The organism is Candidatus Uabimicrobium amorphum (assembly GCF_009002475.1).
GTDB lineage: Bacteria > Planctomycetota > Uabimicrobiia > Uabimicrobiales > Uabimicrobiaceae > Uabimicrobium > Uabimicrobium amorphum.
The window spans coordinates 5,623,220-5,638,625 of sequence record NZ_AP019860.1 but is presented as its reverse complement, the minus strand read 5'-3'; the positions used below and the strand labels follow the sequence as shown (position 1 = coordinate 5,638,625).

Here is a 15,406-nt window from a genome sequence, read left to right as displayed (position 1 = left end):
CCGAAAGAATTCTTTATGAAAACACAAAAAAACAAACCTCTTTTGCGTTTTTTGCGTTACTCTAGTCGCCAAAAACGCCAGATATACCTTGCGAGTTTTTTTTCGGTCATCAACAAAATATTTGATATTGCTCCGCCATTTCTCATCGGTGCTGCTGTTGACATTGTGGTCAAAAAACAAAATTCGATGATCGCGCAGTTGGGATTTATCGCCCAAGAAACACAACTCATTTTTTTAGCTGTTGTTACGGTTGTTGTTTGGGCACTTGAATCCATCACCGAATATGCAGAGAAAATCTATTGGCGTAATATAGCACAAAACGTGCAGCATTCCATGCGTATAGACGCGTGGCGGCACATTCAAAACCTAGATATGTCTTTTTTTGAAAAATACAGTAGCGGCAGAATTATGTCGATTATTAACGATGATGTCAATCAATTGGAACGCTTTCTCGATGTAGGTGCCAACTCACTCATTCAAATCGCCACTACCGTTGTGATTGTTGGTGGTACGTACTTCTATATTTCGCCAAAAATTGCATTCTTCACCATGCTACCGACTCCGTTTATCCTAATAGGCGCCTTCTATTTCCAAAATAAACTTGCCCCGCGTTATGCCGACATACGCGAAAAAGTCACGGGAATAAACGAGCGCTTGACAAATTCTCTTGGTGGAATTACCACCATCAAAAGCTACACCACCGAAAATTGGGAAGTAGAACAATTTCGCAACGATTCGGAATCTTATCAAGAATCGAACAAACAAGCCATTCGTTTTAGCTCTGCTTTTGTTCCGGTAATTCGCATTTTTATCCTCATCGGCTTTACATCGGTCATGCTTCTGGGAGGGTGGCAAACAATTAAGGGAACAATGGAGGTCGGCGTCTACAGTGTACTTATTTTTCTAACCCAAAGACTATTGTGGCCGTTAACCGGCCTTGCACAAATAGTGGATTTATATGAAAGAGCCATGGCCTCAACAACGCGCATTCTCAATTTACTCGATGAAAAATCACAAGTCACCTCACCACCCAATGCGCGCGTTATTGATATTTCGCATGGTGACGGTAAGGTGGAATTTCGCAATTTAAACTTTGCTTATGAAGACAAAAAAGTTTTAGACAACGTAAACATTTGTGCAGAAGCAGGACAAAGCATTGGGATTATAGGTCCCAAAGGCTCGGGCAAAACAACGCTAATGAAATTGCTACTGCGCTTTTATGATTTTTCCGAGGGTGATATACAAATAGATGGTGTTTCCATTAAGGATTTCGATCTGCAAAGTTTGCGTAGAAACATTGGTCTTGTTAGTCAAGATGTATTTTTATTCCAAGGAACCATCAAAGATAACATCGCTTATGGTACGCCAAACGCCACAATGCAAGAAATAAAAAAAGCCGCGGAAATTGCGGGAATTGACTCTTTTATTGACACGCTTACCCAAGGATATGACACAATCGTCGGAGAGAGAGGACAAAAACTTTCCGGTGGACAACGTCAATGCATCTCCATCGCGCGCGCCATCGTCAAAAATCCTCCGATTTTGATACTCGACGAAGCCACGTCTGCTGTGGACAATGAAACCGAAGCCATCATCCAAAAATCTTTAGAAGAAATTTCACGCAACCGCACCATGATCATGATCGCTCACCGTTTGTCAACCGTGCGCAATGCCAACTGTATTTTCGTCATGGACAATGGCAAGGTAGCGGAAAGCGGCACACACGAAGAACTGCTCAATAACAAGCAGTTCTATTCACGCGCTTGGAGAGTGCAAACTGGAGAGCGTTGATTTAGTTAAAATAAGATAAGAGGTTCATTTTACGATTGGTGCCCTCACCATCGTCTTGTAGATTTCAGCTACGCTGAAAGCAACAAGCCTTATGCCTCTCCCACAGGGAGAGGCGTAACACGTCTGAATGTGCTTCCATTCGTTTTATATTATACGATCGGAGTAAGACTCAAAATTATTTTGGCTCGCAAATCACAGTGAATTTTGTTTTTTACAAAAGAGAAGCATTACACCTCTCCTGTGGGAGAGGTATGAGAATAGCAGATTTTAGCGTAGCTAACAACTGCTATTCGATGGTGAGGGCATCGCACAATAGAATATTTATACACCTAATAAATACACAACAAAAGGAGAAAGAAAGACATGATTCGCGTCGGAGTTATACAAATAAACACCGCTTCCTCCAAGGAAGAAAATTTACAAAAAATAGATATGTATGTTGCCCAAGCAGCTAAAGAAAACTGTCATCTTGTGGCATTTCCCGAGCTATTCAACTGCATGGTAAAAAAAGATTTAATGAAGGAAAACTCTGAAGATCAGCATGGGCCTACTTGTTTGCACTTACAAGAACTCGCCAAAAAATACTCCCTGTATATTCTCGGGGGAAGCATGTTATACATTAACGATTCCTTAGATCTTCCACAAAATCGCTCGTTCTTTTATGGTCCACAAGGAGATCTCCTTGCTAACTACGCGAAGATACATTTATTTGATATAGATATACCAGGAAAAGTCACACACTATGAATCGCAAAGAATCACTCCAGGGGATGAAGTGGTTAGCGTTGAAACACCACTAGGGCACATAGGGCTTTCTATTTGTTACGACTTACGTTTTCCTGAATTATTTTCTCGTTTACGTAATAAAGGCGCACAAATAATTATGCTTCCAGCGGCTTTTACATACCAAACGGGAAAAAGTCATTGGGATATACTCATTCGTGCACGTGCCATTGAAACACAAACTTTTGTCATTGCTCCCAATCAGTGTGGAAAATTACCTATTGGTATCGAAGCGTATGGTCACAGTATGATTTGCGATCCATGGGGAAACGTTTTAGCACAGGCCGGGGAAGATGAGGGAATTATTTTTGCAGATTTAGATATGGATTATTTACAAAAAGTACGTAGTGAAATGCCGGTGTGGAATCACAAGAGATTGAACTAACTCTTAGCGGAAAACATCATTGAAAATGCGAATCACTTCACCTTCGGTGTAAACTTCTAACAATTGCTCTAAGGCATTTGTTTCTAAAAATCCTTTTGCCAGTTGCTTATAAACTTTCAGATATAGTTTGTCATCATAAGGAGGAGCAGCCATCGGAATAAAAATTTGAATGGGCTGTTCTTCCTCATCCATTACAATCCCTTCTGAGACGCGCAAGAATCCCATGACAAAATTTTTGGCCTGCAAACTGCGAACATGAGGTATGGCAATACCACTGCCGACAATGCTCGTCGATCTGCGTTCGCGGTTGATAAGTTCTACCGAAAGTTTACTCAAATTTTGAATCTTGCCAGAGTTATATAGTAATTGGGCGTTTTCTTTGATGATGTTTTCGCGATAGAGCAACATATCTTTTTTGGATATGTCTTCTTCGTCATCTATCTCAGGAGGTTCTGAGTTTGGCTCCAAGCGTATACTCTTTGGCGATAAAAAACGTGCGAGATTCATAGCAAATTCCTTTTGACTTTAGGAGATCTCTGATCTACCCAACGGGTAGATCGAGTCTCGCTTACTTCTTCTTGGAAAACTTGCCTAGCTTTTTGGGCTGTGAAGATGACGATTGAAACATCTTGTCTACCGTCTTTAGTACCAAAGCTGCAATAGATTTTAGAGTAGGAAATACACCTTCACCAGTAATTGCGACAGCTTCAAAACTCTTTAATTTTCCATCGGGATTTAGTTCTTTTTCCAATTCTTCTACAGTGAAAATATTGTCTAAGTCTCTTTTGTTATACTGTAAAACAAGAGGCGTTTCATCTATCGAAATATTATGTGTTGCAAGGTTTTCTTTTAGGTTGTTTAAAGACTCGATATTATCGGCCATTTTATCACGTTGGCTATCAGCAACAAAAACTAAACCATCAACTCTTTTAAGTACCAACTTACGCGTTGCGTTGTAAAATGGCTGCCCAGGAACAGTAAATAGACGCAATTTAGTTTTCAATCCACCAATACGTCCTAAATCTAAAGGCATAAAATCGAAAAATAAGGTTCGATCTTGCTGAGTTGCAACAGAAGTTAACTGTCCTTTGTGGGTTTCAGGGGCTTTTTGGTGTATTACTTCTAAATTTGTGGTCTTTCCAGATAATCCAGGTCCATAAAAAACTATCTTTAAACTAATTTCACCACTAGCATAGTTAATTTCCACAATTCTTCACTTTCTATAAAATTACTATAAAACAAAATCTTATTTATTGAACTTCCAAGTTTCAGGAAAGCGATACGAGTTTATAGGATGTAGTTTTATATTTAGGTTCTTATTATATGCGACATGGCTATCCAATTGCCATAAAAAAATAAAAGGCGTCTCTTTATGGATAAAGGCATGTATTTGATGCCCAATTCCTTGGATTGCCCATGGGTTTAGAGTGCTGTGCAATTCATGTAACAACTCTGCCAACTGCGAATTTTGATAAATATCACTATTTTTACCCATTTCGTAAAGAGAAAATAGCTGTATTAGATCTGTTGTATTACTAAAAGTATAATAAGAGTAACTGATGTCGCGTTGTTCACTAGACAATAAAACCGTTGTTTTAAAACCCGCTTTTTCAAAATGATTTGCAATGAGCTCCACAGCTTCACGATGATTTTCTTCCGTGTAACTAAGTTCCAACTCCACAGGAGTCCCATTTTTTTGCCAATACTTTTTTTGCGTAAAGCCTTTTTTACTCATGATATTTTGCAAAGAGCTTTTCGCATCTCTCTCATCAAAATCCCATCCGGCAATATCTTTGTTATAAAACCACGATTGGTGTGGGAAAGGACCGCTGATAATATTATTTTTCTTTACAGCAAAGCAGCGCTGCACAATTTTTGTGCGATCAAGACTTTGTAAAAGCGCTCGCCGTAAATTTGCATTAGAAAACAATTCGCGATAGCGGTGTTTACGAGTGTAGTTAAAAGTTAGAAAATGTAAATTGTATTGCGAATTTGGCTCATATGCTATTTTGTCACTTTTTTGGGTATAAACGCTTGGTATAACATGTATTTTTTTACGTAGAAGATCTTGCATCGCTTGTGTACGAGAGCCATATATCCGAAAAAATACTTTATCGAAATACGGCCTTTTACGGTATGTAAAGTACTCACTGCGCACTAACTGAACTTCATTACTCCCCAAACCTTTTACATACTTAAAAGGTCCGCAACCAACGGGGTTCTTTGCAAAAGGGGACTGTTTTGACAATATACTCTGGCGCAAAATATGCTGCGGAAGTATTTTGAAAGTAAAAAGTGCCAAGGGCTCATAGAAAGGTTGGGTAAGAGTGATGGTAATCGTTTTCGGATTGACAAAAGTTACGTCTTCAATAAAAGCGGCGAGAACAGGTTGAAAATTTACACTTTGTGGGTTTAAAAGTACTTCAATGGTAAACTGAATATCGCGCGCTGTTAGTAAAGAGCCATCTTGCCACCTAACAGTATGTAGCAAAAAAGTGTACGACAAACTATCAGGGGAAACATCGACTTCCTGCGCAATGGACAGTGTATAACGACGATCTTGTTCCTGGACCACAAGGCTATCGAATATAAACTGGCATATTCGATTTTCCGTAGATGTTCCATTCATTCTAGGAATAAGCGTTTGTACCTTGTGAAAGTCTCCACAGTACAAAGAGCGATTTTCCTTAGCCATCAGACTCATCAAACACAAGAGAACAATCGCACAGTATTTTGTATTTTGTGTAAATGACATATCTTCTTGTTTCTACTTAAACCAAACTATGAGGTGTAATTTTCACCATTCCTGGACTATTTTCTACGCCATCGATTTGTATTTTGGTATCGCTAAACGTCTCGATAATTTTTGCATTCGTCAACAAATGTTGCGTTATTTTTGAAACGGTAAACTGAGAAGGTGCTGCCGCAAATGACAACGGTAGCAAAATTTGGTCGGCGAGATGTTCATCTACCGCCGATTTACTCTTCCAGTAGCTAACGAAAGTCTTTCCTAAAATTTCAGCGACTTTTTCCGCAGGCCGACCTTGTTTACCCATCTCTGAAAAACTCACTGTCAAACCGTTTTTCAATTCACAATGAAGTAGTAAACAGTTACCAATTCCAACAGATGGATGATTGACAACTACACTATCTATCTTTCCTGGTATGCTATTTTTTTTCAAGTAATGCTTCAGCGACTCTATCTCTCGTGCGGCAACATGCTCTGGCAATTTTGAAGAGACAACACAAATGGTTATTCTCTTTATCGAAGGTCTTTCCATAAAATCGACAGGTTTAATGGCTGTATGAGGAGAAATTTTAGCTTGAAAATGCCCTTGGCCCTTGGGAAAAAAACCCGCTTTGTTTATGCTGATATCCACCTCATTCATCACTGTTTTTATAAAGTTTCCCCACGAAGTCTGCAAAAATTCAAACACCGGAGAAAATGGGACATGAGTTCCCCCTTTGATGTCGACAATAGAAGGACTAGTGGCAAATGATAACGGTAAGTGAATGGTTTGTAGTACTAAAGAAGTGGCACCTGCTGTTTGTACGTCAAAAAAGTAATTACCTGGAACACAATTTCCTGGGGAGAAACTCATTTGCGTTGAGTGAAGTTCATTACCAGATACAGAGGCTTGAGAGACATGTGCTGCTGCTTTTATTGCGGTTAAATGCTGAGCTTTTAGTCCTGGTTTGCGACGATTGGCGCGAATATTTTTTATGGTAAAGGGCTTTTTACACAAAATAGAAAGCGTAAGAGAACTACGCAACACCTGCCCTCCGCCTTCTCCGAAGGATCCATCTATTTCAAGCATACGATCTCCTAAAGATTTTCATCGGTACTTACGGCATTTCGCCCTTTGCGTTTTGATTCATACAAAGCTTCATCCGCGCTTTTCATGATTTCTTCAAATTTATTTTTAATACCTTTTTTTCCGTGGCTACTACCCACACCGATACTAACAGATAATTTTCTGCCTATGTTTAAGTGCGAACAATCGTGATCTTGAACGCTCGCTCTGAGTCTTTCTGCTATTTCACAAGCATTTTTCACATCGGTATTCGGCAATCCAATAACAATTTCATCCCCTCCATAACGCATCGCTAAGTCTTCTTTGCGTATCGAATTTTTTACGATGTCGGAAAGAGCTTTTAGTATTTCGTCGCCTATATCATGTCCAAAATTATCATTGATTCCTTTGAAATAATCTAGATCAAGAATAATTAGCGAAAAGCAGCGACCAGTGGCGACCATCTCTTCATACATTTTTGGCAAGGCATCCATAAAAAACCGTTTTGACAACAGTTTTGTCAGTGGGTCTACTTCTGACTCTTCGGCTTTATTGATAATTTCCTCATAGAATTTAGCAACAATACCATCTTGTATTTCAAATAGAAGAACCGAGCTACCAATAAAAATTTTATCGCCGGGACTTAATTCTTCAATGTCAATTTCTCTGCCGTTTAGCATTGTTTTATTTGTGCTGCCCAAGTCTTTTAATTTGACAATTCTTTCATTTTCCACCCACTCTGTCCATACGATAGCGTGTGCACGCGATACAGAGGAATCGTCAATCATAATGTCACAATCATCATTGCGTCCAATAACATATTGGTGATCTTCGCCTACCTGAATGCGGCTTCCTGCATTTTTCCCCTTAATGACAGTTATAGTTGGAACACAAGCCCTCTGAGCTTCGCGCAAAGAAGCTAAATCTATTTTTATAGGCATTGTTTTTCGGTAACGTTCGTTATCCATCTTGCGACCTCATGGTAGAGAGTAACCATACCGGATTTGGTGAAACAGTAAATAGGACATCATTATACACTACGCTAAGCTTACAGAGAAGCTTATTTATCTCGTTTTTTTTATGAATATATCCCCAAGCGTTTATTTTACACGTACTTCGCCATGTATTGTGAAATAATTTACTTGCTTGTAGTTGATCATAAATAGCATCATTCCCATCATGTACCACTTCGACTTGAACAACCGGTAAATAACCCTGTTCATCTTCTATTGTTTTCAATGTAACAATATCATCAACAATCGCACCGTCCTCTCGTAACCAATCGAGTTGTTTGCGATCAATTCCAATAGAGCCTGTCAGGTCTAAACCGCGAACATAGGCGCTATATTTTTTGTTTTCCCCTTCCGGGTAAAAACGTGTATTTAGCAAATAGGCTTTTTTCATCGATACATTTTCCAAGTGTGCTTTGAGAAAACTGGCTCCTTCGCAATCGCAATAATCGAGGTTTGCCACTTCTTTTCCTCCCTCTGAAAATTTTGCCTCGCGAAAGATACTCAATGAAAAATTTGCTTTACGCATGTCGGCATTTAAAAACGATGCGCGAGCAAAGTTAATACCACGTAACTGTGCACAACGATTTTTTTCACAAAAAACGCCAGAATTAAAATCTTTTTGTTCCCACTTTACCTTTGCAGCAACTATGTGGGAAAAATTTTTTCGTTGGTGCGCGTCTTCAATAAACGCACTTTGCTCTTCTGTCGCTATTTTTTGCAATGAACTCACATTGCCATTTTCATCCACATCTAAGATCTCACACAAAAAAGGCGAAAAGCGTTCTTTATGTTCTATACGTGCCACATTGTGATATCCGGCATACTTTTCCCAAGTTCCTAAACACTCGTCAAGGCTTTTTATCGAAAACTCGATTTCTCGCAGCCACTTGAGCGATTTGTAAAAATAACGCTCTGCCCCTGCCACCAGACGTAAAGGCCCGCCATTTTTATATGGCAGTGGCTTGCCATTCAAACATCCAGAAACAATGACATCTTGTGCCGTACGACAATACTCATAATCAAGTGCTGTACAATGTTTTTCCGTTTCAGGTCCACAGCTTCCAGGGGCATAGCTGGTGAAAATAACTGTTTGCACTTGCGACTCTGGGTTCACGAGTGCAATGATCTCTTGTAGAGACACCCCCATAAAAATCGCAGGTTTCTTACCATAAATTTTTCCTGCGGACACACACTCAATTGCGATAGGAACTTCACAAGTGGGTAAAGACCATAGTTTTGCTAAGTCTAAAATCTGTGGATAGCGAACACTACCGCCAATTTTTACTTTCCACTCTAATGTCGCTTTGAGTAGATTACTGTTGTGACCAGCACCACTATCTCCCACGACTTTTAATTGTTTTTCATCCATTGTTCTTCAGAACCAAGTGTAAGGTATTATTGTTGTTGTGCAAAGCTTCTTTCGCCATTTTATAAGAAAAATTGCACAAAGCCATCACCACCGCCGTTTTCACTTCCCAATTTGCTTTTTCGAGTGTGTCACGGGCATAATCCTCATCAGAATTTTTTACAATTTGCATAAAGATGCGCTTTGCACGTTTGTGCAATTTTGCGTTACTGGCATGTAAATCGACCATTAAATTTTCGTACACTTTTCCCAGACGCACCATTGACACGGTAGTAATCATGTTGAGAATAAGTTTTGTTGCCGTTCCGGCTTTCAATCGTGTAGAGCCGCTGAGAATTTCAGCCCCCACAACAGCACAGACTAGATGTGTTACATACGATGGTTTTTCCAATGTGATACAGGTCACAAGTCCTGTATGTGCGCCAAGCTGCTTAGCTTCTTTTAAGGCTCCGTGGACAAAAGGAGTACGTCCACTTGCGGCAATTCCTACCACGATATCGTCCTTTGTAATCTGCCGCTTTGTAATAGAAATTCCCCCCTGCTCCTCTGAATCTTCGGCTCCTTCGACAGCTTTCTGCAAGGCAACGTCTCCTCCTGCGATAATTCCTTGCACCATCTCATGTGGTGCGCGAAATGTGGGCGGACATTCGCTGGCATCGAGAACTCCCAAACGTCCACTAGTTCCCGCACCTACATAAAATAATCGACCGCCTTTGGTGAAACACTGTACAGTTTGTTCAATAAGATCTTCCAGGCTTTTTTGGCAATTTTTTAACGCTGCAATCACATGATATTCTTCTGCAATCATCAGGTCAGTTATTTGCGAAATTGTCATGGTGTGCAAATTTTTCGAGGCCTCTAATCGTTGCTCTGTTTCCGGCAGTTTCTCATTTGCCTGCATGGTATATCGCTCCTAGAATCAATTCTCTATCCGCCCCAGTGGCTTGTGGGATATGATTATTGCGCCCTATATATGCGCGGTGTCCGAGTATCGCAAATGCCAAAGCCTCTTTCGCATCCTCGGTAATACCATAATCATTGATCGGGGTAAATTGCCATAAAGGTAACCTATTGTACAAAGAGTTCATCAGAGTCTCATTGTGTTTTCCACCACCACTCACAATAATTTTTCCGGGTTTGGGACAATGCTCATTTATAGCTTCGGAGATGCTTGCGGCAGAAAGTTCTGTCGCAAGTGCAATGCGATCTTCGACACTCATATGTGAAGTATTTTCCAAAAAATAATCCACAAAATTTGCTCCAAAATCGGCACGTCCTGTCGACTTGGGTATTGGCAAACCAAAATAACGATGTGTAAGTAAACGCTGTAAAATAGTGGTATCAATTTTACCTTGTGCAGCAAGTTCACCATTGGCATCATACTTACGATTGCATAATTTTTGCACAAGAGCATTGATTACCATATTGCCTGGTCCGGTGTCAAATGCAATCAATTGTTGGTCAGCACTTATGTAAGTAATATTTGCAATACCACCAATATTTAGAAGTGCAACAGGAGCCACGTCAGCAAATAAGAGCGAATCCACAAACGGCACTAAAGGTGCACCTTGCCCCCCTGCCCCCATATCTTGCGAACGAAAGTCACAAACAACACTTGTTTTTGTGAGTGATGACAATATACCTCCACAACCCAGTTGTAATGTGGCGCAGTGTTGTGGTAAGTGGCGAATGGTTTGCCCGGAAAAGGATATCAGATCAATATGCTGAGAGGTAAATTCGTCAATAGATTTCGCAACAAAACGCGTATATGCCGTGTTTAACTTCATGAAGAAGTCGATTGCCATTTGAGTTTCGCTGACAACTTTGCATAAATCACCGTGTAAACTTTCCGAAAACTCCACTGTGGAAAAATCGATGATTTCATAGCGCTGTTGTTGGTAACGTACAAGTGCTAAGTCCAAACCATCCAGGGAGGTTCCCGACATGGTTCCCACAATATAGAATGGTGCGTTTTGTGCCATGGTAAATGAATTCTATTTTAAAACCTTAAGCTAAAAAATTTGTGCCCGTCCCCTAACGATTACGGCATACATGCCAAGCTAAGCGTGAAAGCTTTCTCAATAAAGACTAGCAAGTCCATGTCATTCCCGCGTAAGCGGGAAACCAGCAATGTAAAGTCGACTTGTAAACGCTAGATCCCTGCTTTTGCAGGGATGACACTATAAGGGTTTATATTTTAAGACAGCTACGGTGACTAGCCCACATTAATTACTAATAAACAATATCAAGTAATAATACCCTATAGGAGCTGTTAATAGTAAACTGTCAATAAGATCTAACAAACCACCAAATTCTGGTATAAGAGTATTTGAATCTTTTACGTCGCATCGCCTTTTAATGAGAGATTCTACAAAGTCTCCCAGCAACGAAAGAATCGCCATTAAACACGCAAAAATAATCGTGTGTGTCAGCGTAAGTGATTCGCGAATGACAGAAATATTTTCGCGAAATAAATAGGCAACACCTACCGCGAGAATGATTCCACCGATTGCCCCTTCGTACGATTTATTTGGACTAATACCACGAACAATTTTATGTTTTCCAAAGGCTTTTCCAACAAGGTAACCACCAATATCCATACTTTTTGATACAAAAATCAAAAATACTAGATAGTATAAACCATCGAGGTTATGTTGTAACTCACTGCCGATATTGCGTATTCGTAGCACAAAACTAAATAAAAAATAAACATACACAAGGCCAAAAACTGTTATCGCGCAATTCTCCAGAGCGTTTTCTTTGTTCACATCGAATAGAAAACGGATAAACACTCCACAAAGCAAAATCGCAAATGGATCTAAAAATACTTTATTGGAGATCATCATCCCCACCATGATCGCACTGCTGATTAAACCATAAACAGTATATGGCGCGTAATTTCTATTTTTCGCCATCGCATAAAATTCCCACAATGCAATGAGCAAAGCAAGTCCCATAATCGAACTTGTGGCATATGCTGTATTTGTTTTATAATCCGTGTATCCTAATAAGGCGACAATGGTGATTAGCAAAATTCCGATGGGAATACGCACTCTGTACATAATATCATTCCTCTTTAACTTGTATAGTATATGGGCGACTAAACAGCCCTTCGCGATATGAAAACAAGATGTCGTCGTTCTGTAATTTTGACACCCAGTCAATTCTTCCTTGCTTCGCAAATACCTCGTGTTGTTGGCGTTTTTTGTAGTCGACGAGTATAATTTTATCTTTTTCACCTTTGCCAATGTAAGCAAAATACTGATTCAACCAAACGATCTTGCAACTTTCCGTAGAACGAGTATTTGTTACCCACTTCTCAATAGGTGACTGTAAATTTTGCCAGTCCCAAACACAAATATCCACATTTCCTTTACCGGAAGAACTACTTTGCAGAAACATAAGCTGTGAACCGTCTGGCGACATGGAAAGGTAGCGACCATAGATATCCGCATCGAGTTTTTTCACGCGCTTACTTCGTGAGATTTCCCACGAAATAATGCCGCGTAGGTCATTCGCGGGAAATAGAAGATAGCGACTATTACTACTCCACAAAGGTGCGCGTAACGTGTCGCCTCCCCCTGAAATAGAGTGTTGTAAACTACCTGTTAGCATGTCACGTATGTGCACTTGCGTCTTACGGTCTTTATTATATATGTAGGCAAAGAATTGTTGGTTTGGAGAAAGAGAAGGGGGACCTAAGGTGATGGGATATTTCGTCTTGACTAATTCACGTGTTTGAACAGATACTTGTTGGTTATTTTCGTCTACGCGTAATTGGATGCGATGGATGGAGTTAATGCCTTTGATTCTTGTCAATAATACAATTCTGTTACGACCATTCCAGTCATAAACAAAGGGTACTTCACCATTTTTGAGTCTAACAACCGGTGTTTCGTACAAAGTAAATTCTTCCCCGACACCTTGGTCTGTCAAAAAAGCAAGTTTGAGATAACGGCGTACACGTTTGCGACCGGCGTCTTCATTGCGGTAAAAGATCATGTACTTTCCGCTATCCGACACCAAAGGGAAGTAAAAATCTTGCTCTTTTTCCGAAAGAGCGGTCATTTTTGTGTTTAGTTCTTTTCCTTGGGTAGGTGGGGTATCAACGGTCTTTTTTTTTTGCTTTTCTAGATGGAGAATTTCCTTTTGTAATTTGTAGTTGGCATCGCGAATTTTTTGTAATTCTTTTTGTAGATCACTATTTTTTTTCTGTGTTTCTCGGTAAGTGACAAGAAGTGCTCTGTAGGATCTTTCTCTTTTGTTTACCGAGTCTTTTTCTTTTTGTAAATTTTTAATGGCATCGCGGTATTGCCTGTATACTTTTTGGTACTCTTCTTGCCATTTTTTATCTTCGGCGTTTTCGGCTGGTATTTGCAGCTGTGGAAACTCGGGAAACTCGGGAAACTCGATATTGGCAATTTCGCCTTTTACAGAATATAATGCTTGGGCAATTTTATTGTTTTGTTCGTCGAAAAAATGGTATGCGAGCATCACCACAGAGGTAAAAACCAATAGCCACAAAAAATTCAAAATGAGAATCGCGGCGTAGTTTTGCTGTAGTTTAATGCGATTGTGTTGTAGAGTACTTTCCTCAACACGATCGTTCTTCACCTCTTGTAGTCCAAGATCTTTTATCGAAACTTCGATGGTGTCTTCCACGGACTCTTTCATTTCCTGGGGAGAAGCTATTTGATTTTGACTGCCGACAACGGACGGTTTTTCTATTTCTTTTAATAAATCTTTTTTCTGTATTTTTACCGTTTCACGGAGTTTTGCTTTTTTCTTTGCGGACTCACTAAGTACTTTTCTTTCGGTGACAGGACTCTTTACGGAAACGGTCTCTTCGCGATCTTCTTCGTCATCGTCGTCATCTGCAAGCATGCTTCGATTCATCACCGGCATTTTCACCGTTTGTTGTCGTGCTCTTTTTTGTGGAACAGTGGGAGGTGCCAGTTCTTCAAAAACTTGTTCAAGAGGATTGTCCTCCTCCTCTTTCAACATGCTGCGATTCATAATCGGCATTTTGATCGTTGCTGGACGTCTTTTCGGCATTTTCTCTACCGATTTGTCTAGTTTTATATCTGTTGGCGTTGGTATTGCTGCTGTCTCTTTTACTGGCGATATTGCCTCTTTTTTTGGTGTTTGCGCTGCTTGTTTCTCTGGTGTTGGCGTTGCCTCTTTTGCTGGTGTTGATGCTTGCGCTTGATTTACAATCTTTGCTTGCGAAGCAACTTCGAGATTAAATACGGAGTGAACAGCATTTACATCTTTCGTAGTGTATATCCATAGCAAAAAGTTCCCCTGTGAATTATGTTGAAATAATTGAGGAAAAAACGGTTGTGATTTCCAATCACAGTGTTGACACTCGACAATCCACTGTTTCTTTTGCAAGGTGTTTTCATCAGGTTTTTTAAATACGTAGTTTTCGTGTCCATTTTCGCATTTAAAGTACAAATATTCGTTGTGTGAATTCTTATCCATAATTATATCAACTAACTTTAACTTGGTATTTATTCTCTATGGTACGACAGACAATTTCAAAAAAGCTAATCCACAGGATCATAACATAAAAAAAGATAAAGAGATAGTGCCAATTATCGTATTGCAAAGCCTGTACTGCGGAACGCAAAAGGGCATTGTATGAAAAAGTATACTCAATTACAATACTCTCTACAATTATATGAGGAAGTAATTCGCGTAGTGTCGAGAAAATATGAGGCACGAGGCCAGGAAAAACGTAGTAATAAAAAATATCTTTTTGTGAAATTCCTAACGATTTAGCGTAGGCAACATAAGGTTTCTGTAACTGCTGTCCCAGACACGCGTCCAATTTTCGGTAGAGATAACCCACATTAAAAAGTGCTAAACACGCAATGCCATAAAAAAAGTTATATGAATGAATGGTATCCAAATGGAAATATCGAATAAAAATGATTGCCGTAATAAAAAGAGGTATAGAAGAAAAAACTGTTGGTAAGTTATTTGCGATAAATAACAAGGTATTTCGTCCCCAAGATACCTGCAATAGTAGGTAACGGCCAACAAAAATCAACGCGACGAAAACACTTGTCAGGGCAATGGCAGGTACTATTAAATATAGGCTCGTTTTTGTATCTTTGAATAATTTTGGGGCATAATCCCACAAATAGATGGTTTCTCCATCGTAGGAAAATACGCCGAAATACAAAAATACAACGAAACCACAACATCCCAGAAACCACAGAAAAAAAGAATGTAAAGTTTTATTATTCATAGCCTTATACTCATACGTG

At 39.7% G+C, this 15,406-nt stretch carries 13 protein-coding genes; 2 read left to right on the top strand and 11 right to left on the bottom strand.

From position 1 onward, the window contains the following. The first annotated feature begins 15 nt into the window (after positions 1-15). Positions 16-1,791, top strand: coding sequence for an ABC transporter ATP-binding protein (locus tag UABAM_RS20535; RefSeq protein ID WP_151969872.1), 1,776 nt, complete (start codon positions 16-18; stop codon positions 1,789-1,791). Between the two features lie 363 nt (positions 1,792-2,154). Continuing rightward, on the top strand, positions 2,155-2,958 hold the full coding sequence (locus UABAM_RS20530; protein ID WP_151969871.1) for a carbon-nitrogen hydrolase family protein: 804 nt from the start codon (positions 2,155-2,157) through the stop codon (positions 2,956-2,958). A 3-nt stretch (positions 2,959-2,961) separates the two neighbouring features. Here the strand turns inward: UABAM_RS20530 and UABAM_RS20525 are convergent, their stop codons facing one another. From UABAM_RS20525 to UABAM_RS20475, 11 genes are all read right to left on the bottom strand, one after another. Then, positions 2,962-3,465 (bottom strand): PTS sugar transporter subunit IIA, encoded by a 504-nt coding sequence (locus UABAM_RS20525; protein WP_151969870.1) that lies wholly within the window; start codon positions 3,463-3,465, stop codon positions 2,962-2,964. A 61-nt stretch (positions 3,466-3,526) separates the two neighbouring features. After that, positions 3,527-4,168: a GTP-binding protein gene (locus UABAM_RS20520; protein WP_151969869.1), complete on the bottom strand. Its 642-nt coding sequence runs from the start codon at positions 4,166-4,168 to the stop codon at positions 3,527-3,529. Between the two features lie 36 nt (positions 4,169-4,204). Next, positions 4,205-5,653 (bottom strand): ABC transporter substrate-binding protein, encoded by a 1,449-nt coding sequence (locus UABAM_RS20515; RefSeq protein ID WP_229759285.1) that lies wholly within the window; start codon positions 5,651-5,653, stop codon positions 4,205-4,207. Between the two features lie 76 nt (positions 5,654-5,729). Further along, positions 5,730-6,776 (bottom strand): RNA 3'-terminal phosphate cyclase, encoded by a 1,047-nt coding sequence (rtcA, locus tag UABAM_RS20510; protein WP_151969867.1) that lies wholly within the window; start codon positions 6,774-6,776, stop codon positions 5,730-5,732. 8 nt (positions 6,777-6,784) lie between these two features. After that, positions 6,785-7,720, bottom strand: coding sequence for a GGDEF domain-containing protein (locus UABAM_RS20505; RefSeq protein WP_151969866.1), 936 nt, complete (start codon positions 7,718-7,720; stop codon positions 6,785-6,787). Continuing rightward, on the bottom strand, positions 7,713-9,134 hold the full coding sequence (locus tag UABAM_RS20500; RefSeq protein WP_151969865.1) for a molybdopterin-dependent oxidoreductase: 1,422 nt from the start codon (positions 9,132-9,134) through the stop codon (positions 7,713-7,715). Before UABAM_RS20500 ends, UABAM_RS20505 begins: the two co-directional genes overlap by 8 nt. After that, positions 9,127-10,032 carry an N-acetylmuramic acid 6-phosphate etherase gene (murQ, locus tag UABAM_RS20495; protein ID WP_151969864.1) on the bottom strand — a complete coding sequence of 302 codons (906 nt, stop codon included), beginning with the start codon at positions 10,030-10,032 and terminating at the stop codon, positions 9,127-9,129. Before murQ ends, UABAM_RS20500 begins: the two co-directional genes overlap by 8 nt. Further along, positions 10,019-11,113 (bottom strand): anhydro-N-acetylmuramic acid kinase, encoded by a 1,095-nt coding sequence (locus UABAM_RS20490; RefSeq protein WP_151969863.1) that lies wholly within the window; start codon positions 11,111-11,113, stop codon positions 10,019-10,021. The genes murQ and UABAM_RS20490 overlap by 14 nt, the downstream gene beginning before the upstream one ends. 243 nt (positions 11,114-11,356) lie before the next feature. Further along, complete coding sequence (locus UABAM_RS20485) at positions 11,357-12,193, bottom strand: phosphatidate cytidylyltransferase (RefSeq protein WP_151969862.1); 837 nt, start codon at positions 12,191-12,193, stop codon at positions 11,357-11,359. Between the two features lie 4 nt (positions 12,194-12,197). Then, positions 12,198-14,615: a WD40 repeat domain-containing protein gene (locus UABAM_RS20480; RefSeq protein ID WP_151969861.1), complete on the bottom strand. Its 2,418-nt coding sequence runs from the start codon at positions 14,613-14,615 to the stop codon at positions 12,198-12,200. Positions 14,616-14,622: 7 nt separating this feature from the next. After that, positions 14,623-15,387: an ABC transporter permease subunit gene (locus UABAM_RS20475; RefSeq protein WP_151969860.1), complete on the bottom strand. Its 765-nt coding sequence runs from the start codon at positions 15,385-15,387 to the stop codon at positions 14,623-14,625. Positions 15,388-15,406 lie beyond the last annotated feature (19 nt).

Bases quoted from the DNA above. Each gene is read 5' to 3' on its own strand.
- UABAM_RS20535 (WP_151969872.1), top strand. From the start codon at position 16: ATGAAAACACAAAAAAACAAACCTCTTTTGCGTTTTTTGCGTTACTCT.
- UABAM_RS20530 (WP_151969871.1), top strand. From the start codon at position 2,155: ATGATTCGCGTCGGAGTTATACAAATAAACACCGCTTCCTCCAAGGAA.
- UABAM_RS20525 (WP_151969870.1), bottom strand. From the start codon at position 3,465: ATGAATCTCGCACGTTTTTTATCGCCAAAGAGTATACGCTTGGAGCCA.
- UABAM_RS20515 (WP_229759285.1), bottom strand. From the start codon at position 5,653: ATGGCTAAGGAAAATCGCTCTTTGTACTGTGGAGACTTTCACAAGGTA.
- rtcA (WP_151969867.1), bottom strand. From the start codon at position 6,776: ATGCTTGAAATAGATGGATCCTTCGGAGAAGGCGGAGGGCAGGTGTTG.
- UABAM_RS20505 (WP_151969866.1), bottom strand. From the start codon at position 7,720: ATGGATAACGAACGTTACCGAAAAACAATGCCTATAAAAATAGATTTA.
- UABAM_RS20500 (WP_151969865.1), bottom strand. From the start codon at position 9,134: ATGGATGAAAAACAATTAAAAGTCGTGGGAGATAGTGGTGCTGGTCAC.
- murQ (WP_151969864.1), bottom strand. From the start codon at position 10,032: ATGCAGGCAAATGAGAAACTGCCGGAAACAGAGCAACGATTAGAGGCC.
- UABAM_RS20490 (WP_151969863.1), bottom strand. From the start codon at position 11,113: ATGGCACAAAACGCACCATTCTATATTGTGGGAACCATGTCGGGAACC.
- UABAM_RS20485 (WP_151969862.1), bottom strand. From the start codon at position 12,193: ATGTACAGAGTGCGTATTCCCATCGGAATTTTGCTAATCACCATTGTC.
- UABAM_RS20480 (WP_151969861.1), bottom strand. From the start codon at position 14,615: ATGGATAAGAATTCACACAACGAATATTTGTACTTTAAATGCGAAAAT.
- UABAM_RS20475 (WP_151969860.1), bottom strand. From the start codon at position 15,387: ATGAATAATAAAACTTTACATTCTTTTTTTCTGTGGTTTCTGGGATGT.